General features: G+C 39.7%; 18 protein-coding genes. 13 read left to right on the top strand and 5 right to left on the bottom strand.

The annotated features are described in order from the left end of the window. The 4 genes from FLL46_RS08685 to FLL46_RS08670 form a co-directional block, all read right to left on the bottom strand. Complete coding sequence (locus FLL46_RS08685; protein WP_210418636.1) at window positions 1-702, bottom strand: ABC transporter ATP-binding protein; 702 nt, start codon at window positions 700-702, stop codon at window positions 1-3. Window positions 703-892: 190 nt separating this feature from the next. Next, entirely contained in the window at window positions 893-2,200 is a 1,308-nt protein-coding gene (locus FLL46_RS08680) for a DUF418 domain-containing protein (RefSeq protein ID WP_142893090.1), read from the bottom strand. Between the two features lie 29 nt (window positions 2,201-2,229). Next, window positions 2,230-3,264: a pyridoxal-phosphate dependent enzyme gene (locus tag FLL46_RS08675; RefSeq protein WP_168204099.1), complete on the bottom strand. Its 1,035-nt coding sequence runs from the start codon at window positions 3,262-3,264 to the stop codon at window positions 2,230-2,232. Further along, window positions 3,261-4,235, bottom strand: a complete 975-nt coding sequence (locus tag FLL46_RS08670) for a GHMP family kinase ATP-binding protein (RefSeq protein WP_168204098.1) — start codon at window positions 4,233-4,235, stop codon at window positions 3,261-3,263. The genes FLL46_RS08675 and FLL46_RS08670 overlap by 4 nt, the downstream gene beginning before the upstream one ends. 196 nt (window positions 4,236-4,431) lie before the next feature. Between FLL46_RS08670 and FLL46_RS08665 the strand changes: the two genes are divergently transcribed. The 13 genes from FLL46_RS08665 (at window position 4,432) to FLL46_RS08605 (ending at window position 20,198) form a co-directional block, all read left to right on the top strand. Beyond that, the gene (locus FLL46_RS08665) at window positions 4,432-5,685 is read left to right on the top strand and encodes an ATP-grasp domain-containing protein (protein ID WP_142893088.1); all 1,254 of its coding nucleotides are present in this window, start codon (window positions 4,432-4,434) and stop codon (window positions 5,683-5,685) included. Window positions 5,686-5,746: 61 nt separating this feature from the next. Continuing rightward, window positions 5,747-6,577 (top strand): Rossmann-like domain-containing protein, encoded by an 831-nt coding sequence (locus FLL46_RS08660; protein WP_210418635.1) that lies wholly within the window; start codon window positions 5,747-5,749, stop codon window positions 6,575-6,577. Window position 6,578: 1 nt separating this feature from the next. Then, on the top strand, window positions 6,579-7,793 hold the full coding sequence (locus FLL46_RS08655; protein WP_142893087.1) for an MFS transporter: 1,215 nt from the start codon (window positions 6,579-6,581) through the stop codon (window positions 7,791-7,793). Window positions 7,794-7,893: 100 nt separating this feature from the next. Next, entirely contained in the window at window positions 7,894-10,149 is a 2,256-nt protein-coding gene (locus tag FLL46_RS08650) for a TonB-dependent receptor (protein WP_142893086.1), read from the top strand. 30 nt (window positions 10,150-10,179) lie between these two features. Further along, window positions 10,180-12,225 carry a TonB-dependent receptor domain-containing protein gene (locus FLL46_RS08645; RefSeq protein ID WP_142893085.1) on the top strand — a complete coding sequence of 682 codons (2,046 nt, stop codon included), beginning with the start codon at window positions 10,180-10,182 and terminating at the stop codon, window positions 12,223-12,225. A 360-nt stretch (window positions 12,226-12,585) separates the two neighbouring features. Further along, entirely contained in the window at window positions 12,586-13,794 is a 1,209-nt protein-coding gene (gene zigA, locus FLL46_RS08640; protein ID WP_142893084.1) for a zinc metallochaperone GTPase ZigA, read from the top strand. After that, entirely contained in the window at window positions 13,791-14,474 is a 684-nt protein-coding gene (locus FLL46_RS08635; RefSeq protein ID WP_142893083.1) for a DUF1826 domain-containing protein, read from the top strand. Before zigA ends, FLL46_RS08635 begins: the two co-directional genes overlap by 4 nt. 31 nt (window positions 14,475-14,505) lie before the next feature. Then, the gene (locus FLL46_RS08630) at window positions 14,506-15,096 is read left to right on the top strand and encodes a DUF2796 domain-containing protein (RefSeq protein ID WP_142893082.1); all 591 of its coding nucleotides are present in this window, start codon (window positions 14,506-14,508) and stop codon (window positions 15,094-15,096) included. A 5-nt stretch (window positions 15,097-15,101) separates the two neighbouring features. Beyond that, on the top strand, window positions 15,102-15,563 hold the full coding sequence (locus tag FLL46_RS08625; RefSeq protein WP_142893081.1) for a Fur family transcriptional regulator: 462 nt from the start codon (window positions 15,102-15,104) through the stop codon (window positions 15,561-15,563). Window positions 15,564-15,576: 13 nt separating this feature from the next. Then, on the top strand, window positions 15,577-15,978 hold the full coding sequence (locus FLL46_RS08620; RefSeq protein ID WP_142893080.1) for a MerC domain-containing protein: 402 nt from the start codon (window positions 15,577-15,579) through the stop codon (window positions 15,976-15,978). A gap of 48 nt (window positions 15,979-16,026) precedes the next feature. Beyond that, window positions 16,027-16,242 carry a hypothetical protein gene (locus FLL46_RS08615; RefSeq protein ID WP_142893079.1) on the top strand — a complete coding sequence of 72 codons (216 nt, stop codon included), beginning with the start codon at window positions 16,027-16,029 and terminating at the stop codon, window positions 16,240-16,242. Between the two features lie 69 nt (window positions 16,243-16,311). Then, complete coding sequence (locus tag FLL46_RS08610; protein WP_142893078.1) at window positions 16,312-17,811, top strand: TonB-dependent receptor; 1,500 nt, start codon at window positions 16,312-16,314, stop codon at window positions 17,809-17,811. 194 nt (window positions 17,812-18,005) lie between these two features. After that, on the top strand, window positions 18,006-20,198 hold the full coding sequence (locus FLL46_RS08605) for a M3 family metallopeptidase (protein WP_142893077.1): 2,193 nt from the start codon (window positions 18,006-18,008) through the stop codon (window positions 20,196-20,198). 117 nt (window positions 20,199-20,315) lie between these two features. On the opposite strand, the gene FLL46_RS08600 is transcribed toward FLL46_RS08605, so the two are convergent. Then, complete coding sequence (locus tag FLL46_RS08600; protein ID WP_142893076.1) at window positions 20,316-21,098, bottom strand: HupE/UreJ family protein; 783 nt, start codon at window positions 21,096-21,098, stop codon at window positions 20,316-20,318. Window positions 21,099-21,111 lie beyond the last annotated feature (13 nt).

Below are 21,111 nucleotides of genomic sequence, written 5' to 3'. Positions count from 1 at the left end.
TCAATTTAAAACTTGATGAGAAGGTTTTGAATTAACACCAATAACATCCAGATATCGTTTTTGTAATTCTCCTTGTGACAGGTCGTCAGCGATTAACGAGTCAACCACTGTTCCGTTATCGATAATGGCAATATGTGTCGCCAACTTTTCGGCGCAGTAAAGATCGTGTGTAACTAATAACACTGCTGTATCTTGATTGGCTAGCGTTTTGACAAGCTGTATAAACTCATTAGTGGCCGTTAAATCCAAACCCGAAGTCGGTTCGTCAAGTAGAAGTAGTTTTGCTTTCCTTAATACAGAAAATGCGATACCAACTTTTTGTTTCATGCCCTTGGAATATTGTTTGAGTGGTTGCGCCCAAGCTTTCTCATATAGCCCTGTTTGGCCAAGTGCTTGTTTGATCTCTTCTTTACTGGTATTTATCTCGCTTAATTGTGTCAGATATTCCAGGTTTTCGATGGCGTTGAATTGTTCATAAAGGTTCACTTGTTCCGGCAAATAAGCAATTTTTTTTCGTGCCTCAACAACCGAAGTTTGTTTTGATATATCGATTTTATTTCCGTCAACAAATATTTCACCACTGTCGGCCTCAATAAAACTAAGAATAAGATTTAAAGTTGTGCTCTTGCCTGCACCGTTAGAACCCAATAAACATAAAATTTCTCCCGGTTGTATATTGAGCGACAAGTTATTTACAGCCATTTGGTTAACAAACTTCTTTGTAAGATTTTTAGTGACAAGCATGTGAATTCTCTATTTTTAATAACTAATTTGATAAAGTTCTAATAGGGTATATTGGCTAGTGCATTAGACAGTCATATCTCGATTAATATTGATAAACGAGCAGTTGATTCGTCATAAACCAAGTAAAGGAAAATAAGTAAACTTCTCATCATTTAGTCGCGTAGCTTTTTTGGTTACTACAAGGTTTATTATTGGTAGTATCAGCATTATGACTTTTGACTTTAGTATTCTCGACTTCAGGATAAGTAAACTTTCTCCAAATTATTTCCAATGGTCCATGAGAAAAATGTTTTAGCCAAAAGTGGCTCAATACAATTTGCGCCGATAAAACTCCAATTGCAAACAAAGTAATCTGATAGAAGGGGATTTTTCCCATTAGTGAAAGTCCGTATCCATAAAAAATGAATACACATAGACTGGTTTGTATCAAATAATTGGTAAGAGACATTCTTCCTAATACGATAAGAGACCTTGTTATTAATCCTTGCTCTAATTTCTTAAAAAGCTTAACGAATATCGCGATATACGCGAGCGCTAAAAGTATTGCTCCAGCTATTTGGGCGAAGTTTTGTAGCAGGCCCAAATTACTTAAAATAAAAGGAGATCCTTCAATTGCTTTTATCCATGCATAGATGGCATTGAAAATAAGACCGGGAATAAGAAGGGCGACTATTATTTTATTCGATGGAGTATATGACTGAGCTTTACTCTGCAATAAAGGAAGATATCTTATTGCTAGATAAACACCAATTAAAAAATAGGCGAGAACAATAAAATAACGTCCTGTTTTCAAATAGCTCATTGGGCGTTCAATCGCCGAAAAAACATTAGCAAAAAATACACTAGTGATATCGCTCGAAGTTCGTAATTCAAGCTGGCTAAAAGTCGCGTATCCTAAATTACTTTTTAAAGTATTTTTTATATTCGAAAGAATTTTCCAAAAACTTCCATCGGCTGTCAGGATTAACAGCAAATGAATAAGCAAAGGTATGAGCATTAATATTACTATCCACCTCAAAAGATTCTTAGATGATTTATTAAGAAAAAGTGGTAGTAGAATTCCAACCAGACTATATAGGGTGAGTATGTCTCCATGCCAAATAAAAAACATATGAGTCAGGCCTATGATCAGCAGGATGAACATGCGCCGATACCAAATTTTGACGAGTAGCTTAGAATCCAACGAACTGTTACTTTTGATAAGGTGTAACCAAAAGCCTATACCTAACAATATTGAAAATAGTGCATAAAACTTACTTTCAATTAAAAAATCAATTAAGAATAGTGTTGTTCTATCATACAAGGGGAGTTGTTCTATTTGCTGTAAGTTAAGCGCATAAAATCCGGAAAAGCTCATCAGGTTAGCTAATAATATGCCGCAAAGTGCAAATCCACGAATGAGGTCCAACGTTTCTATTCTGTCAGATTTTGAGGTAGGTTGTAATGTGTTATTCAATGAACCTCTTCCTATTATTGTTGTTAACTTTAAACTGGTACCAATTCTTCTTTGATGTTTTGCTTCGCCTCGGTTAACTCTCTCTTATTCCAATGCATAACACTCCAGGGCATTTCGATGCCATCTAGATCATTAATGAAGATTGGTGAAAGTTCTTCTAGCGGGAAAGCATTTTCAGACTGCTTAAAAACTTCGTCTAAATAACGATGTCCTGTATCTGCAGCGATAAATAAACAAGGCGTTTCGTACCTTCGGCTACACCAGTCTGCAATTGTGTGACAAGCGCCAGCAGAAAGGCCTGCGAAAATTGCGTACTTTTTTAATAAAGCAATTGTACCGCTAAGACTATAGTCGAAGGTAATCCAATGGATATAGTCATAAAGGTTAAAGCGAACATTTTTAAAAGGAATTGCGCTACCAATCCCGGCGATAATAATGCCTGGATCTTCCAAGTGTTGAGAATTAAAAGTAATGCTACCGAATGGTTGTACGCCGTGTAATTTAGCGTCAACCCCCATATTTTTTAAGTAAGTCGCAATTGCACCAGTGGAGCACCCAGAACCGACACCTCCAACAATATTAAGTGAAGAGTGCTGAAAATTGTTGGCGATAAGTTCGGCAAATTCTTGATATCCTTTGTAGTGAATATCGTCATGGTATTGTTGCATCCAGTGAATATCTTTTCTTTCTTCTAAGATTTGATAAATACGCTTAACACGATTTTCCTGGTCCATTTTTAAATTGGGTGCGCTGGCTGCAGGCTCTACAACTGCGCCTAGAAGTTCTAGCTGTAATTTTAAAGTCGCATCGACTGTTTTACTTGCAATAATATGGCATTTCAAACCGAACTTGTTACAAGCCAAAGCTAAAGCGTAGGCATAAATACCACTAGAACTGTCCAGTAAAGTATCACCTGAGTGAATTTTTCCTTCTTTAAGCAATAGTTCCACTGCTTTAAGTGTTGAGTAAATTTTCATTGACTCAAAACGCGCTACAAATAAGTTGTCTTTTAATTTAACAATATGAGGTGTTTTGATCGCGTCAGCGATATGAGAGTGAATCATCCATTAATCTCCGTAAATTGACAGTTACCTTGTAGCGATTTGAAAAACATACTGACTTCTTCCAGAAGTTGTATACCTGGTCGTTCACAGAATAAATAGCCAATTACTGAGCCTGTATGAGCAACGATAATTCCGTCGGCATTAAAGCTTTTCATTTCATTGACCAGGCTAGAAAAATATTGTTTCGGGAAAATGCCCTGTGAAAGTTCTGCGCTTTGAGATGAAAGTTGGCAAATCGTTTTGATATCTTTTGAGTTAAACGATCTAACGACATCCCGATAAAGGTCTTTATAAGAATGTCTATTTTTTTCATAAAAATTATTTAATATTGATTTTGTGTTGTCTGTACAAACTGTCTCATCTTCATGAATGTAAAGTGCATAAAGTGGTGGAATATGGTTAAACTGTTGAATAATTTCGTGACGAGAACTGCAAAACAAAGCCAGTTCATTTAAGAAGACACTATCTGATCGCTCAATTTTTGAAAGTATAATTAATATTTCGTGGATGGTGAGTGTTCGATTAAAATACTTCGCAGCACATCGTAAAATCGCCACTATATCTGCGGTAGAACTTGCCATTCCTCTCGCCACTTGTAACTGACTGCTGAACTCCCAATGCCCATCAGGTAGTGCGACGTTGTGTAAATTACAATAGTGATCGAGTGCTATTATTGACTTTCTGTGGAGATGATTTTGACGTAGAGACTCGTAGTATTTCTGAGTATTCTCTTCTGATGTGCTGGATGGAGAAAAGTAAGCCCAACTATACTTGGGAATTAAAGAAGATATTATGGCGATTTCATTTTCGACATGTAAAGCCGGCCCTTGAAATAATTCTCCTAAGGCTCCTCTGCAGACACCCACATATTGTTTTCCAGATAAAAAAATATCTCTTGAACAGGTTCTTTTGTCGGAGTATTCAGCTCGTTTTTTTCCCTGCCTTTTTATTTTCAGTGCTACTTGTTCCACGATGTTTACCGTCAAAAGAAATTCATGTTTTAACGCGCAACACTGGCACGATGAGTAGAGTACTGTGCGATATTTTTAATTGAGATATTAACTTTTCGCCAACTCATAATTCTTGTGTTGTACCAATGTGAGATATGATATAACATATCATAACAATATGATACCAGTTAAAGCAATAGAAAATGTGAGGCAAACAATGGCACACTTATTAGTAATTGAAAGCTGGGTGGAAGGTACCGGACGTTTACTGCCTGAAACACTTAAGCGATTAGGTCATGAATACACTTTTGTTACGAGAAATGAAACCCATTATAACGACGAAAATACAAAAGAAATTCACCCAATTTTTTTGAATGCAAAATGTACTCATGTATTAGAAACAAATAACGTTGAAGAACTTATTCATTCTCTTAAAGAGTTGCACAGCAAAGAAAAGTTTGATGGGGTTTTAACGATTTGTGATTACTACATCGATACAGTCGCCCAAGTGGCTAAGGCTCTTAAACTACCGCAGGCATTTTCTGATAATGTAAGCAATGAGAGACATAAGCATTATGTGCGTGAAGCTATCGAAACAGCAGGGTTACCGAATGCAAAGTTTTTTGTGACCCGGTCTTGGCTGGAAACAAAAGAATCTGCTGATAAGCTTGGGTATCCGTTAATTGTAAAACCATCTGATCTTGCCTCAAGTGCTTTTGTGAAGTTAGTTCATAGTGAGGCAGAGCTTAAGCAAGCCTTTGAAGATCTTGAAACCTTTACACATAATTTCAGAGGACAAGCTCGGGAACCATTGTGGTTGCTCGAAGAGTATCTCAGTGGTGAAGAAGTCAGTGTTGAAGCGGTTACTTATCAAGGGAAAACAACGGTAATAGGAATTACAGATAAGAGTGTTACCGGTGCGCCTTATTTTATTGAAGATGGCCATATGTTTCCCGCAGCTTTAAACTCAACACTGGTTAAAAAAATTCAAGAATATGTTGTTAAAGTACTTAAGGCGGTCGGACATAATCATGGAATTAGCCATACAGAAATAAAAATTACCCGAGAAGGCTTGCGAGTAATTGAAATAAATCCCCGTCCAGGCGGCAACTACATTGCTGAATTGATCGAACATGTCACAGGAATCAATATGCTGGATGTACATGTCAATCTGGCAACTAATGTTGAACCCGACTTATCATCTGCGGAGAACAAAAAAGGAAGCGCAGCAATCAAATTTCTTGTTCCTCCATCAAAGGGAAAACTCAAAACACTTCAAGATAAAAATAGCTTAGATTCAAACGAAAAAATACTCCGCTGGACCATGAAAGATGTTTGCGGACTCGAGGTAGATGATCCTATCGATAATGCTTGTTATCTCGGACATGTCATTGCCCAGGATCTTGAAGGTCTTCGAGCAAGAGAGATTGCTGAAACGGCTCTCGCAAAATTAAAACTAGAATACGCATAAACAATACCCACAAAAAGTATATTAGCTTAAATCGTATGAACTCAAATCATAGGAACTTAATATGTCTCAAGTGACGACTATGTCAGAGTTGGTTTCTATTAACCAACTGATACAAAAAGTATTGCAAGGAGAATTTTCCGTCAATCCAGAGTCATTGCCTGTTGTCGGCTCTTTTTGGGTTAAACAAAGCACGCAATTTCCAGGCTCTCCTCAAAAATACCATAATCACTATTTATTGTTGCGAGTTGGCTCTGCTTTCGGTGGTTGTTGCGTTGAATTATCAGATATTGACTCGAATATTGCAGCTGAACTTTCGGGCCACTCGGTTGCGGAACTATTAGATCATTCTCTTGAAGCGGTTCGGGTAGCAGCATTAGATGCTTTCTTTGGAGAAGTTTATGCACATCGAAAATCGAATGCTAAGCCTCTCGCTTTACCAAGAGGTACGCCATTAGAACGTGCCGTTGCTCGTGATCAGGCAATTGCAGATTTACTCGATTTTGAACCCGGTAAAAAAATAGGTTTAATTGGTGTTGTTAATCCTTTGGTGGACGCGATAGTAGAGCGTGGAGGAATTTGTCTGCCATGTGATTTTAATATGAAAAAAACTCAAAGCGGTTTAACGGTAGTGCAAGACATGATGCCTGTGCTGCAGGAAGCAGATTATATTCTCGCAACAGGTATGACGTTATCAAACGGATCTTTTGACACTATTCTCAAAGTCTGTCGTTCGAGAAAAATACCTTTCGTCTTATATGCTCAAACAGGTAGCGCAATAATTCCACAATTTTTAGATCATGGTGTAACCGCTATTTCCGCCGAACCTTTTCCATATTCTCAGTTCAGTGCAGAGCCGAGTACAGTCTACCTTTATCGTTCTAGAGAAAATTAAAGTGATTACCGCGGAAAACTCTATTTCTTTAAGTGAAAATAAACGGCGATTAGCACTGCGTTCTTTATTAGTCTACACGTTTATTATGGTTATTGGCTTTTCCATGCTGATGCCATTAGTTGCCGTTCACTTTGTTAACAATATTGGTTTAACAGCAACACTCGTTGGTGCAGCGCTAGCAGTTCGCCAATTAACGCAACAAGGATTAACTGTATTTGGTGGAGCCTTGTCTGACCGTTTTGGCGCGCGAAAAATGATATGTTTCGGCGTACTGTTGCGTGCACTTGGGTTTGCGAGTTTGGCGTTTGCTGATCAACCGACAATGTTATTTATTGCGCTCATCATATCAGCATTAGGTGGTGCTTTGTTTGAAGCGCCTTATCAAGCTTCAATTGCGGCATTAACTGAAGATGACAATCGCGACAACTATTATCTGATGAGTAATTTTATTGGAGGGATCGCATCTGCCGTTGGTCCTCTTGTCGGCATACTATTGCTCAAATTTGACTTTTCTGTTGTCTGTCTTTGCGCAGCACTTTGTTTTTCAATTAACTTCATTATTGCAGCGATTTTTTTTCCTGATATCCGAGCAACAGAGCATACCGAAGAATCAAACAAAAAACGTTTTGGTGGGTTTGACAAAGTTTTCGAAAATAAAGTTTTTGTTTTATTTACTGCGCTAATGATTGGGTATTGGTTTAGTGCAATGCAAATTAACATTAGCTTTCCGTTATGGGCAGAAAAAATTACAGGTAACCTGGATAGTGTCGGAATAATGTTTGCACTTAGTGCCATATTAACCGTGGCATTGCAGTACCCTTTGGTCAAGATTTTTCAACGAAAGTTCGATACCAAAGAGACTTTTTTAATTGGCATTGTAATGATGTCATTAGGCTTAGCCTGTATAGGTTTTATCAGCAACTACTTTGCTTTTCTAGCTTGCGTTGGTTTTTATACCCTTGGGGTATTGTTAACGCGACCCACCCATCAATCTATTACCGCCGATCTTGCTGATAAAAATGCCCTGGGTGTTTTTATGGGGTTTAGTTCTTTAGGACTTGCTGTTGGCGGTGGACTGGGAAGTGTATTGGGAGGGTGGTTATTTGATCTCGCAGAATTGAACGGATGGTCTCAATTACCTTGGATAACTTTTTCACTAGTGGGCTTAATGAGTGCTTTAGGTTTCCATTTTCTATTTAAGAAGAGCTCTATTTAAGAAGAGCTTATTTATGAAGATCTTATTGAAGAAAAACTGGCAGATAGCCAAGGCATAATTCTAATTATTGATTGATTTATTTTTTAGGGGAATTTTTCTCATGTTTATTCGATTTCGCTCCATATTAGGAGTTTTTTACATTGCTATTTCGTTATTTTCTTTCTCTGTAACCGCAGATGAAAAAGAAGATAAGGAAGTAGAAGAACCTGCGACAAAAGAAAATGTTCTTGTCATTGTAGGTGATGTTGTTGGTGAGCTTTCTTTATTTGAAGAGTCATCTACCGCGAGTCGATTAGGGTTATCTTCATTGGAAACGCCTGCAACGGTTGAAACAATTACTAGCGATGTAATGCGCGCAAGGGGATACCAAAAACTATCGGATGCTATCGAAAGTTTGCCTGGGGTTGTTACTGGTGAGCATCCGACGGCGCCTTCAACATTTTCAATACGAGGTTTTACCAGAGGCCAAGTTACAGTACTACGTGATGGGTTGTGGATTGGCCCAAGTACCATGGTAATGAGGCCACAAAATACATTTAATTTAGAAAAAATAGAAGTACTGAGAGGACCATCGTCGGTCGTTAATGGAATCGGCGCTGTCGCTGGAACCGTCAATGCGATTACACGAACAGCTAAACAAACAGATACCAACCTTGTTGAAACACTGGTTTCATATGGCGAGTTTAATTCACACCATCTGGGCGTTAATGCTTCAGGTAAGATGGGGGAAAAGTCCTGGTACAATGTGAGTGTTAGTGATTATGGATCGGACGGATATGTTGATCGCACTGATTTATCTTCTACCAATCTTAATGCGAGCGGACTTTGGCATATTAATGAAAACCTGGGGATAAAATTCTCTGTCGATCATTTAGAGGACGATGTTGGCAGTTACTTTGGTACGCCGTTAGTGCCCATATCTGTGGCTCGAGATCCATTGACTAGTGCCGTGACCACAGAACGCGGAGAAACACTCGATGGTGCAACACGCTTTAATAATTATAATGTTGAAGATGCTGTTGCAGAATCTGAGCAAACTTTTTGGCGCTTAGATTTCGATTGGCAACTCGCGGATAACATGCGATTGCAAAATACAACTTATAGCTTTGATGCCGAGCGAGAATGGTTGAATGCGGAAGGGTATGTTTATTGCACCCAAGTCGTAGGAACCTGCACTGAAATTGGAACAGTACAAAGGTATTATGGCTATTTCATGCTCGACCATGAACAAGATTTGATTGGTAATCGAACCACCCTGAATATCGACAGTCAGTTTGGTGATATGGACAATCGCTTTGTGATTGGCGCAGAAACTATATCTGTTGATTTCGAACGAGCCAGAGGATTTCGAAGAAGTGCACCGCAGGTTCCTGGTGATGCCGTAGATTTATATGATGTTGTTCCCGGTGTTTATGGGCCGCGAGAACTTCGAGGAATCAGCCCAACCGAAATCGATACTCTCGCCATTTTTGCTGAAAATGCACTTCAGGTTAACGATGACTTTAATCTGGTTGCCGCGCTTCGGTACGATGAAATGGATCTGGACAGAAAAAATTTCAATGCATCGGGTGAACTGGAGGCTAATGGGTTTAGTCGCGAGTACGATTGGACCAGCTGGAGACTGGGCGCAGTTTATAATATAGCTGATAAGTCTATGATCTATGCACAATATAGTGATGCGAAAGATCCAATCAATTCCAATATTTTCTTAGTTAATAATAATCAGGATTTTGACCTAACAAGCGCCAAACAATGGGAAGTTGGTATGAAAAGTATTTGGATGGATGGAAATGCAGAAACAACGATTTCTTATTTCGATATTCAACGAGATGATATCTTCGAAAGATTTTCCTTAGATAGTGCGACTAATGTTGGCGGGCGTGAGTCTAACGGAATAGAAATTTCTCTAACCATGACTCCTTCAGAAAACTGGCGTTTTGGCGCTAATGCTTCTTATACCAATGCGGAATTTTTAGGGTCGGCGAACTTTGAAACGCTGGCCGGTAATACTCCACCCAATGTCGCCGAAGTTACCGCAAATACCTGGTTGAGCTATAACAACTTCGCGGAGTTACCACTGGAAATAGGTTTTGAGTGGCACCATGTTGGTGACCGATATGGAGACAACGCCAATACAGTGAAGCTAAAAAGCTATGCGCTGTTTGATATCTTTGCCGCCTGGAAAGCAGACAACTACCGTATTTCATTCCGCGTGGATAACGCCTTCGATGAAGAATATGTGCCCTGGTCTGACGTTTTTTATCTTCATCAAGATAGTCCCGGATTTATTTATGCTAATCAACTAATGCTAGGTGCCCCGAGAACTTATCGACTTAGTTTAGAAACTAATTTCTAAAGAAATTAGAATGCTAGCTGGAATGTGAAAATGCGAAATAAAGCTAACCTACTCATATTGATTTTCTTATCTATGCTTGCTTGCCCTTTCTACGGAAAGGGTAAGCAACAGTCGGCAGAAGTTTACGATGCCAATTTTTTCAAACAGTATCTGGTGGAAAATGCGTTAGAGATGATCCTTAGATTACCGGGTTTCGTTCTTGAGGAAGAAGAAGACATTCGAGGGTTTGGTAGTGCCGCGGGAAATGTTCTGATTGACGGCGTAAGACCATCATCAAAAGCGGGTGGTATACGTGATGCGCTCAGTCGAATTCCAGCTAAGCAAGTGATAAAAATTGAAATTTTACGTGGTGGCGCTGCAGCGGGTGAGACGGCGGGGCAGGGATTGGTTGCCAATGTGATCAGGAAAACTCAACAAAAAGATGGTCGATGGCTTTTAAAAACTGAACGAGCAGATAACGGAAAATTGTTTGGTGAAGCTCAAATCAATCTGTCGAGGCAAATTAAAAAGTGGCAAACGTCATTTAAGGCGCAAGCTCTCTATGAAGCCCTTCCAAGAAAAGCAACTATTGTTACCAGAGATGACCAGGACAATCTGATCAGCAGTCAGCAAGAAAATCGCCCCAGTATTTTACGTGATGTATTAGCTAATGGTGATGGAAAGCGACAATATGAAACAGGTATTCTTCAATGGAATGCGCAAATTATCTGGAGCCAATATAAACCAACTACACACCGCTTTGGTTTTAACAACCGTCTTCCTGACCCTGAGGGTGTAATTGATAGCGTATTTCTCAATGACCGGGATAGCCAGTTTGTTAATGGTGAACTCGGTGTTGACTGGACAGAAAAGTTAGCTAATGATTGGAGTTGGCGAGTTATCGGATTAACTAATTGGCAAGACTGGTGGGTTGATGCGACTAGCACATACTGGGAACCAGAAAATATATTTGATAAAAAAAATATATTCAGGTTTGATGAAGATAAAAGCGAAACAATATTTCGCACGACTCTCGGCAAATCGGAAAATTCGACCGTGAGACCTGAGTATGGATTTGAACTTGCTTATAATAAACTTGATAGTGGTTTAAGTTTGAGAGATGTTGACGTAAACGACAATGTTGGAGCGGTACTCTCACAATCAAAGACAACGGCAGAAGAAACTCGTGCTGAACTTTTTGCTAACGTCATTTGGCGTTCATCACTATTGATTTATAACGCTGGACTTGCAGTAGAGTATTCAAAAATCTCCGTTAGTGGAGATGCTAGTGATGAACAATCATTAGTTTATTGGAAGCCTAATTTTTCGATCAGTTACAATGTTTCTTCCTCAACACAATACCGAATCAATCTCGAACGTATCATTGGACAACTAGACTTTAGTGATTTCGCGGCATCCGCTGACTTGATTGATGATCGAGAAACGTCAGGAAACCCACGACTTTTACCCGAGCGAACAGACCGTTTTAGTTTAGCGCTTGACTACCGTTATGGTGATAAAGGTGCGATTAGTTTGGAACTATTTCACGAGTGGAGGAATGGGGTACTGGAGCAAATCGTTCTACCATCAGGTGGACGTAGTCTTGGAGACGCTGGTGACGGCAGAGTTTGGGGCCTGGATGCAGCGATGAACATTCCAATGGATTTTTTACTAGAAAATAGCCTGTTAGAAGTAAAATCAAAAGTCTATGATTCCAGTTTTGATGATCCGATTACTTTTGAAGAACGAAATCTTAGTGGACTCAAGAGTCCGTTGACTAGGGTTAATTTTCGACAGGACATTATTGATAAAAAGCTCTCATGGGGAGTTGGTTATCAAACTTATAATGTTAAAAGAAATTACTTTGTGAATGAGATTGACTATGAAAGAAATGAGCCTTTGTGGAATGCTTTTTTTGAAACGACTATTATAAATGGTACTAAAACTCGTTTTGAAATTACTAATATCGGTAAAGAAAAAACATTTCGCGAGCGTTCTGTCTATCAAGAAAATAGAGCTGGCGAACTCAACTTTGTTGAGCAATCAAATCGTGAGAGAGGAGTGGTAGTAAGCTTAACCTTTAGCCGATCATTCTAAACAAACTTTCCTAACTCGTATCCTCCTCGGGCTCCCTTTCTAAAGGAGCGAAATAGTTCCCTTCTTCATTAAAGGGGGGTTAGGTGGTCCGACATTTTCAAATCCTCCCCAGCTCTCCTTTGCTAAAGGAGGGCTTAATGATGTCTGGTTTGAACAGATGTGGTCGATTTCTTTTAAACAACCAAAGTACACGGACTAGCGTCGGTCCAGTTACCACTAATCTGTACTTGCTCATTAAATAGAATCAATTCTGATTTTAGAACTTTATTAATCTAATGTTATGTTGTAACATATCATTTTTCTGGGTTTATGATATCTGGAACTTAAATCTAACCATTTAGAGAACAACATAGAGATACTATGAATGGAATAAACAAACTACCCGTCACTGTGTTATCTGGGTTTCTCGGGGCAGGTAAAACAACAGTTCTGAGCCACATTTTGAATAATCGCCAAGGTAAAAAAGTGGCGGTTATTGTTAACGATATGAGTGAGATCAATATTGACTCTTCTATTGTCCAAAATGAAGTTTCTTTGAATCGAAGTGAAGAAAAATTGGTAGAAATGAGCAATGGCTGTATTTGCTGTACTTTGCGCGAAGATTTGCTGGAAGAGGTTAACAAACTAGCAAAAGAAGGAAGATTCGAATACCTGGTTATTGAATCCACTGGTATTTCTGAGCCTATGCCAGTGGCCGAAACATTTACTTTCGCTGATGAAAATGGCGTTTCGCTATCTGATGTGGCTGATTTGGATACCATGGTTACCGTGGTCGACGCGGTGAATTTCCTGAAAGATTACGACGAAGCAAAGTACTTAAAGGAAACAGGTGAGTCTCTGGGAGAAGACGATGAGCGAAGTGTTGCAGATCTCCTTATCGATCAAGTTGAGTTTGCTGATGTTATTTTAATCAGTAAGACCGATTTAGTCGAAGCTGGCGAAATAGAGCGGCTAACAGCAATTTTAACAACGCTGAATACCCACGCTCAAGTTTACCCTATTACTCACGGTCAAATTGAACTAGGTGCCATTCTTAATACCGGGCTTTTTAATTTTGAACATGCCCAACAGGCTCCTGGTTGGCTGAAAGAGATGCGTGGAGAACATATTCCTGAAACAGAAGAGTATGGTATCAGTAGCTTTAGCTACGTTGCTCGTCGCCCTTTCCATCCCGAAAAATTCTACCAGTTTCTTCATGGCGTTAAGAAGTATGGCAATTTAATCCGCTCAAAAGGCTTCTTCTGGTTAGCTTCTCGTCCTGAATTTGCAGGTCAATGGAGCCAGGCGGGAGGTGTTGCACACTACGGGTTTGCAGGGTTGTTTTGGAAGGCCGTTCCTAAAGACAGATGGCCAACCGATGAAGATTACCTGGCATCGATTAAAAAACAATGGGAAGAGCCCTTTGGCGATATGCGTCAGGAATTGGTATTTATCGGCCAGGGTCTTGAAGAATCCAAATTCACACGAGCGCTTGACTATTGCTTATTAAGTGAAGAAGAAGTATTGCGAGGAAAAGATTATTGGACAACTCTCCGCGATCCTTTTCCTGCATGGGAGGATAGAACATGATTAGCGAAATTTTAAAATCTCGTCCTGGTAATGATCCCTTTTTTGCCCCAAATGATGTTCATCGAAGATCAATTCAAAGTAAAGAAATTGATGTCTTAACTGACATATATCAGGAAGAGATCAATATTGCTGTCTGGCAGCGGGAGTTATCTGATGATATTAAGCTAGCTGTTAGTGATTTTCTTAATGCTAATCCTGAATTTCAAAAGGCTATGACAGTCACCCCTCAAAGCGCTTATTCCAGTCTAAGTAGCTCTCTCGGAAAAGTAAGCTATTCTGGATTGAGCGAAAATATTGCCGAACTTGTTGATATATTCTGTTGCTTATTTGATTTAAAGCGCGCTGGTTTACGGTTAGTTGTTCTCAATAAAGCCATGTGCCCGAAGTTTCACGTGGATAGAGTGCCTTGCCGTTTGATTTGTACTTATCAAGGAGAAGCAACCGAATGGCTACCTCATCATCTAGTTGACCGTAAAAAGCTAGGTCGAAGAGCTGACGAGTTAGTTGATAATCTGTCTGGTGAGAACAAACGAAAGCTCAAAAAACTTAACAGTGGAGATGTTGCATTGTTGAAAGGAGAAAGCTGGCAAGGAAATGAAAATGCTGGTTTAGTCCATCGCTCTCCGAGTTTATCTGGCGGCGAAAGTCGTTTACTTTTAACTCTTGATTTTGCTGGTTGATATTTACTGTGAACTCGATCAGGAATATCCGATGAGCAAGTCATTTTTTTTAATATGGATTTGTTGTTTCGGTTTTGTTACAGCTGACGTAATCGCCGGAAACCAAAAATCACATGTTCATGGATTGGTTACATTGACTTTGGTATTAGAAAAAAAAACGTTAGCAATAAAAATCGAGTCACCTGCTGAAAGCTTACTTGGTTTTGAACATAAAGCTCGCCAATCGTCTGAGAAACAAGCGGTTAAAAGAGCTGAAAAATTGTTGAATTCACCTGAGCTTTTATTCTCAATTGAAGGAGTAAATTGCAAACCCAAGAAGTCAAAAGTTGAATTATCTCATTTTATTGACAGCGAAGTTCATCACCATCACGGTGCCCATCATGAAATCCGAGAAAATCATTTAAAAGGCCATAATGAGGTTAGTCATAGCGAGATTAGTCATAGTGAAATATCTGCAAGTTATTTCTTTAACTGTGACAGTGAGGAGAATTTAGAAGTTGTCTCTGTGAGGTTGTTTAAGTTTTTTCCGAGAATCGAAAAAGTTAATGCGATGTGGGTAACTGACCTCGGCCAGGGGGCTGCGTTGCTGAGTTCCCGAAAAAATACTATTCCGTTGAAATAAGTATTATGGCCAAAGTTGATAAAGTTCTTGATCACGCAGAGCAACATTGCACGTCCCTTGGCGTACGGTTGACTCAAAAAAGAAAGCAAGTTTTAACTGTGCTGTTGTTGTCCAGGAAAGCTTTGTCAGCTTACGAGTTAATTGATGTTTACAAAAAAGAATTTGGTGATACGTTGCCGGCAATGTCGGCATATCGGATATTGGATTTTCTTCAGGGTAAGGATTTAGTCCACAAATTAAATCTCACCAATAAATACGTTGCGTGTTCGTGCATTGACAATGGCCACGTTCATGCTGTTTCTCAGTTCTTGATTTGCAAGAAATGCCAAAAAGTTAGCGAAGTCAATATCAATCAGTCGACTATTTTAGAATTTCAGAAAAATGTCGAGGATGCAGGCTTCCGCCTGGTTAGTTCGCAACTAGAAATGAATTGTATTTGCGAGAGCTGTATCGCAAACGAACCTTAGGAAATTAATTCTGATGAAAAATATACAAACATTAACTGATAAGTCAGCGATAGGACTTTCTTTGCTTTGCGCAGTTCATTGCCTTGCTTTTCCGTTGATTCTTGTGCTTTTGCCAAGCGTTGCTGCACTGCAATTGGACAATGAGGCTTTTCATTTATGGATGGTGGTAGCTGTTTTACCGACAAGTACTTATGCATTAACTGTAGGGTGTAAACAGCACAAACATTATTACCTTCTTGCGTTTGGGCTAGTTGGTTTAGCTTGTTTAGTTTTGGCGGTTGCTTTAGGTGAGTCAGTTCTGACAGAAGCTGGGGAAAAGTCACTAACTGTAATAGGCGCCGCAATTATTACTTACGGACACTTTAGAAACTACCGTTTGTGTTCGCATAAAGAAAATTGTCAATGTCCACAATAACGAAATGAATTTTGAAAATATTGAAGAGTAAGTTGCCAAGAGTAAAAAATGGAAAAATCATTTATACCTAATAGCTACGAAGAGTGGCGCCACTGTATTACTGTCGAGTGTGGTCTTGAGTTGACCCATGATTTTATAGAGAAGCGAATTGAATCATTGCAGAATACTAATGAACATTACACTCAACAGTTTCTTCGGCTTTATGGCCAGCAGCATTATCAAAAAGTAATTAGCTGGTTTATACAAGCACGAAAATCGGTTTAATTAGACTGTTTGTTTAAGATGATTATTTGGGAATAATAAAGTTTGTAAAGTTAATTGAGAATCTAAAGTGTGTTTGCTCACGAAATTGCAATTCAAGATAATCGTTTATTGATGGGTTTTGAAAACCACCGCTATGATGGTCCCTGGATCGATATTAACGAAAATGTGAAAAAAAATAACGCGCTACTCAAGTACGTCAGCGATACAGCAAGCAGCCAATTTTCTTTAGTTTTCCTCGGATACGAGAATAGTTGGAATTCAGCTGATCAGATCCCGGAGCGAGTTGTCTCAAGCCAATTAATCGAAAGTCTCGGTTCAATAGATACCGATGTTGGCGGCGAATCTAGTCGCTACAGTCTTTTAGCAAATTATAACAATGGCAACTGGATTGTCGGGGCCTATGTTATCGATTCGCAATTAGATCTTTTTTCCAATTTCACTTATTTTCTCGACGATCCCGTTAACGGCGATGAATTTGAGCAAGTCGATGATCGTAGAATTATTGGAGGAGAACTGATTAAGAAGTTTACGACCAATGTAAGCGACAATCATATTCATCATACTCTCGGATTACAATATCGTTATGATGACATTGAAAAGGTCGGTTTGTATAAAACAGTGCAAAGGCAACGTATTATTACGACTCGTCAAGATTCGATAAATCAATATTCGCTAGGTTTATTTTGGGAGGGAGATATAGACTTAACTGAACGCCTTACGACTAATCTCGGTATCAGGTATGATTATCTGTATGTCGATGTAGTCAGCGATAATCCACTCAATAGTGGGGTTGCCGATGATGGCTTGTTGAGTGTTAAGTTTGGATTAAAGTATCGGTTGCGCGACGACTTGTATGGTTACTTTAATGCCGGCCAGTCGTTTCACTCGAATGACGCCAGAGGAGCGACTATCTCGGTTGATCCTGTTTCAGGAGAAGGCGTTGAATCCGTCGATTTGATGGTCCGCGGCGAAGGGGCTGAAGTTGGACTGCATTTTAGTGAACAAGATAATTACAACTTGTCCCTCAGTCTATGGTATCTGGAGTTAGAATCGGAATTATTGTTTGTCGGTGATGCCGGCAATACTGAGCCAGGGCGAGCTTCGCGACGACAAGGGGTCGAGTTTGCAGGCTACTACTGGATTGATGAGTCTTTTAGCAGCGATCTCGAATTAGCTTGGTCGCATGCGCGTTTTCGAGAGGCTGCAGATGGTGAAGGCGACCGAATTGAGGGGGCTCTCCCTTTTGTTGCCAGCGTTGGATTGAACTGGATCCCTTCAGATGACTGGAGAACCAGTTTGCGCGCACGATACTTTGGTGAGCGGCCGTTAGATAGTTTTGCAGCGCAGAAATCTGACGACTTTACTGTCATTAATTTTGCCGTAACTTACAACTTGGAGCCTTGGCAAATTGACCTGAAGATACTTAACCTGTTCGATAGTAATGATCATGATATCGACTACTATTATGCATCTCGTTTGCAAGGGGAAGCCGCCGAAGGTATAGAGAGTAATCATTTTCATCCGATCGAACCTCGTTCTTTCAGGTTACAAATGCGATATGTATTTTAAATAACTTTGTGATTGAGCTTTGGAATTGGCATTATTTGGTTTACCTTATTGGATAATTTTGATTGATAAACCATACATTTAACGGTCTTATATTAATATTTAGCTTTCTTTGGGAAGTGAAGATTGAGCTGGACTGTCATCGCAGAAAGGAAGCTGCACTTTTGAACTTTCAATATAATTAAAAGGGGGTTTCTATGAATAGAAAACATATACTTGGTGTAGCTATTGCGCTAGCAATTTCTGCTTGTTCACAACAAGACGATTCAACTAATAAAACTGCAATTGATAAATCTACAACTAACAAAGTGGAAGACATTCAAGGTAAAGGTTCTGCAGCTAATTCACTTCTTGTAAAGTGGGAAACGCCATACAAAATTCCACCCTTTGAGCGTATTAGCGATAGTGACTATATGCCGGCTTTTAATCAGGCGGTAAAATCGATGAGAAATGAAATCGATGCCATCACTAATAATCCAGAAGAGCCAACATTCGAGAACACAATTGTTGCGCTCGAGACGGCGGGAAGTGAGATGACACGAATTATTCGTGTTTTTTCGAATATTACTGGAACTGATACCAATGACAAACTCAGAGCTTTGCAAGTAGAAATATACCCGAAGCTTACTCGTGAGCAAGATGCGATTACGCTTAATCAAAAATTATTCGAAAGAGTTGCGGCGGTTTACAATAAGCGAAATAGTTTAAATCTCGATCAACAGGATGCTCGCTTGCTTGAGTTAACACACCTGGGGTTTATTCGTTCAGGGGCATCCCTTGACGAAAAGTCCAAAGCAAGACTAAAAGAAATTAACGCCGAGATTTCCAAAGTTACCACTAATTTCGCGCAAAACCTTCTCGCTGAAACTAAAAACTTTGAATTGGTAGTAACCGACGAAAAAAAGCTTGCTGGATTATCTGATGGAATGATTAACGCAGCTAAAAGTAAAGCGGAAAGTAAAGGCAAAAAAGGCGCCTGGGTTTTTGGTCTGGATCGGGCAACCTATGAAGGGTTTATGACTTACTCGGAAAACAGAGAACTTAGAAAAGTGATGTTCGATGGTTACCGAGCGAGGGGCGCAAATGGTAATGAAGCAGATAACCGTGAACTTATACTTAAGATTGCTAAATTACGTGCGGAACGAGCGAAGCTACTCGGTTATGACAGTCATGCTCATTATCAGCTAGAAACCCGAATGGCAAAAACGCCGAAAAATGCAGAAGATTTTCTGTTAAAAGTCTGGAAGCCTGGTCTGGCACGCGCTGAGCAAGAAAAGGCTGAAATGCAGACAATCATCAATGAAGAAGGAAAGCGCTTCGAATTGGCTGGTCACGATTGGTGGCACTATGCAGAAAAGCTGCGCGCGAAAAAATATGCTTTTGACGAATCTCAGGTGAAGCCTTACTTTGAGTTATCCAATGTAATCAACGGTGCATTCCATGTTGCTGGCAAATTGTTCGGACTTACCTTCACTGAACTAAAAGATACACCTAAATGGCATTCTAAAGTTCGTGTCTATGATGTGAAGGATGAAAATGGTGAACACCTGGGCGTTTTTATGGCTGATTTCTACAGCCGTGATTCAAAGCGAGGCGGTGCATGGATGAGTTCATTTAGGCAGGCCTCTTCAGTAGACGATAAAGTTGTGCGTCCGATTATCACCAATAACCTGAATATTACTCCGCCGGCAGAGGGCGACCCTACATTATTGAGTTTCGATCAAGTAAATACTCTGTTTCATGAGTTTGGTCATGGCCTTCATGGATTAATGACTTTAGCACGCTACGAAAGATATGCAGGAACCAGTGGTAGTCCAAGAGACTTTACCGAGTTTCCCGCGCAATTTTTAGAGCACTATGCATCTGCGCCGGAAGTATTGCCAATATATGCTAAACACTATCAAACTGGTGAAGTTATTCCGGCTGAACTTTTGGCGAAGTTACAAGCTGCAAGTACTCATAATCAAGGGTTCAAAACAACAGAGTTTATTGCTGCGTCGTTACTCGATTTAGCTTGGCATCGATTGAGTGAGGAAGAGTTAAGCAAAATAAGCGACGCTGAAGTATTTGAAACGAAAACTCTAAGTGATTATGGTTTATTAAAGGAAATCGGGCCACGTTATCGTAGTAATTATTTCGCGCACATATTTTCTTCGCCTTCTGGTTATTCAGCCGGTTACTATGCGTACTTGTGGTCTGAAATTTTAGATGCCGACGGGTTTACTGCGTTTCGTGAATCTGGAAATATCTACGATAAGACACTTGCATTGCGATTAGCGCAAAATGTTTATCAAGCGGGTGGCCGTGAACCTGCCGATGAGTTATATCGGAAATTCCGCTTAAAAGATCCAACGATTAAACCTTTACTGAAAATTCGAGGGTTGGATTAAATTAAAACCGAATTAAACCTGAATTAAACACAGACTAAAAAGGATCAAGCGAAGCATCTGGTAACAGGTGCTTCGTTTTTCTATAGAAAAAACAGTAACTAGAAATTTATCAAAAGACTAGATTATCCTTTCTATCACCCAATAACTGCCTAAACATGCAATCATCAAGCTTCCTGGAATCACAACGAAGTGTTTGTACCAATCTTTCTTGATAGATTTATACAGCATTAAAAAAACAATCAGAGCAAAACTCAATTGGCCGATTTCCACGCCTAAATTAAAGCCTAATAGCGCACTGACAAAATGATCTTCGGGTACCCCCAGTTCACTCAGTGCGCCGGCGAATCCTAAGCCATGAAGTAACCCAAAGCAAAATACAATGAGTGGTCGCCAATAGGTCAGCGATTTAAGAAATATATTCTCTATGGCGACAAACACGATAGAAAATGCAATTGCCACTTCTACCCAGGTCCCTTCTAACACGAGAATACCTAGCACACCCAAAATCAGGGTGACGCTATGGGCCAATGTAAACAATGATATTTGAATCAGTAGTGGTCTAAATGCAGTTGAAGACAGTAGTAGAGCCAACACAAAAGCCAGGTGGTCAAGCCCCATGGGTAAAATATGTTCTACCCCGAGTTTTGTGTAGAGTAAGGCTGTTTCAAACGGCGAACGATCCAGTTTAATTTCCGGTAGGTCAAAGTTTCCATCTGTTTTTGCGGGTCGGTCAAGTTCAGCTAATTGAGCGCATAATTGCGGATCCATTTTTACATCATTGCAAAACTCATCTTCAGGATGCGCTAAAGCCTGTGTACTAAAAAAGCAGAAAAATAATACAGCTATTAGTGAAGGTACAGATACAGGCAGTAAGTAGTTATTGATTTTATTTAATATCATTTCTTGAATATTT

It is taken from the genome of Aliikangiella coralliicola (assembly GCF_007004725.1).
Classification (GTDB): domain Bacteria; phylum Pseudomonadota; class Gammaproteobacteria; order Enterobacterales; family Kangiellaceae; genus Aliikangiella; species Aliikangiella coralliicola.
The sequence above is the reverse complement of the archived record's forward strand: the minus strand, read 5'-3'. Positions and strand labels throughout refer to the sequence as shown.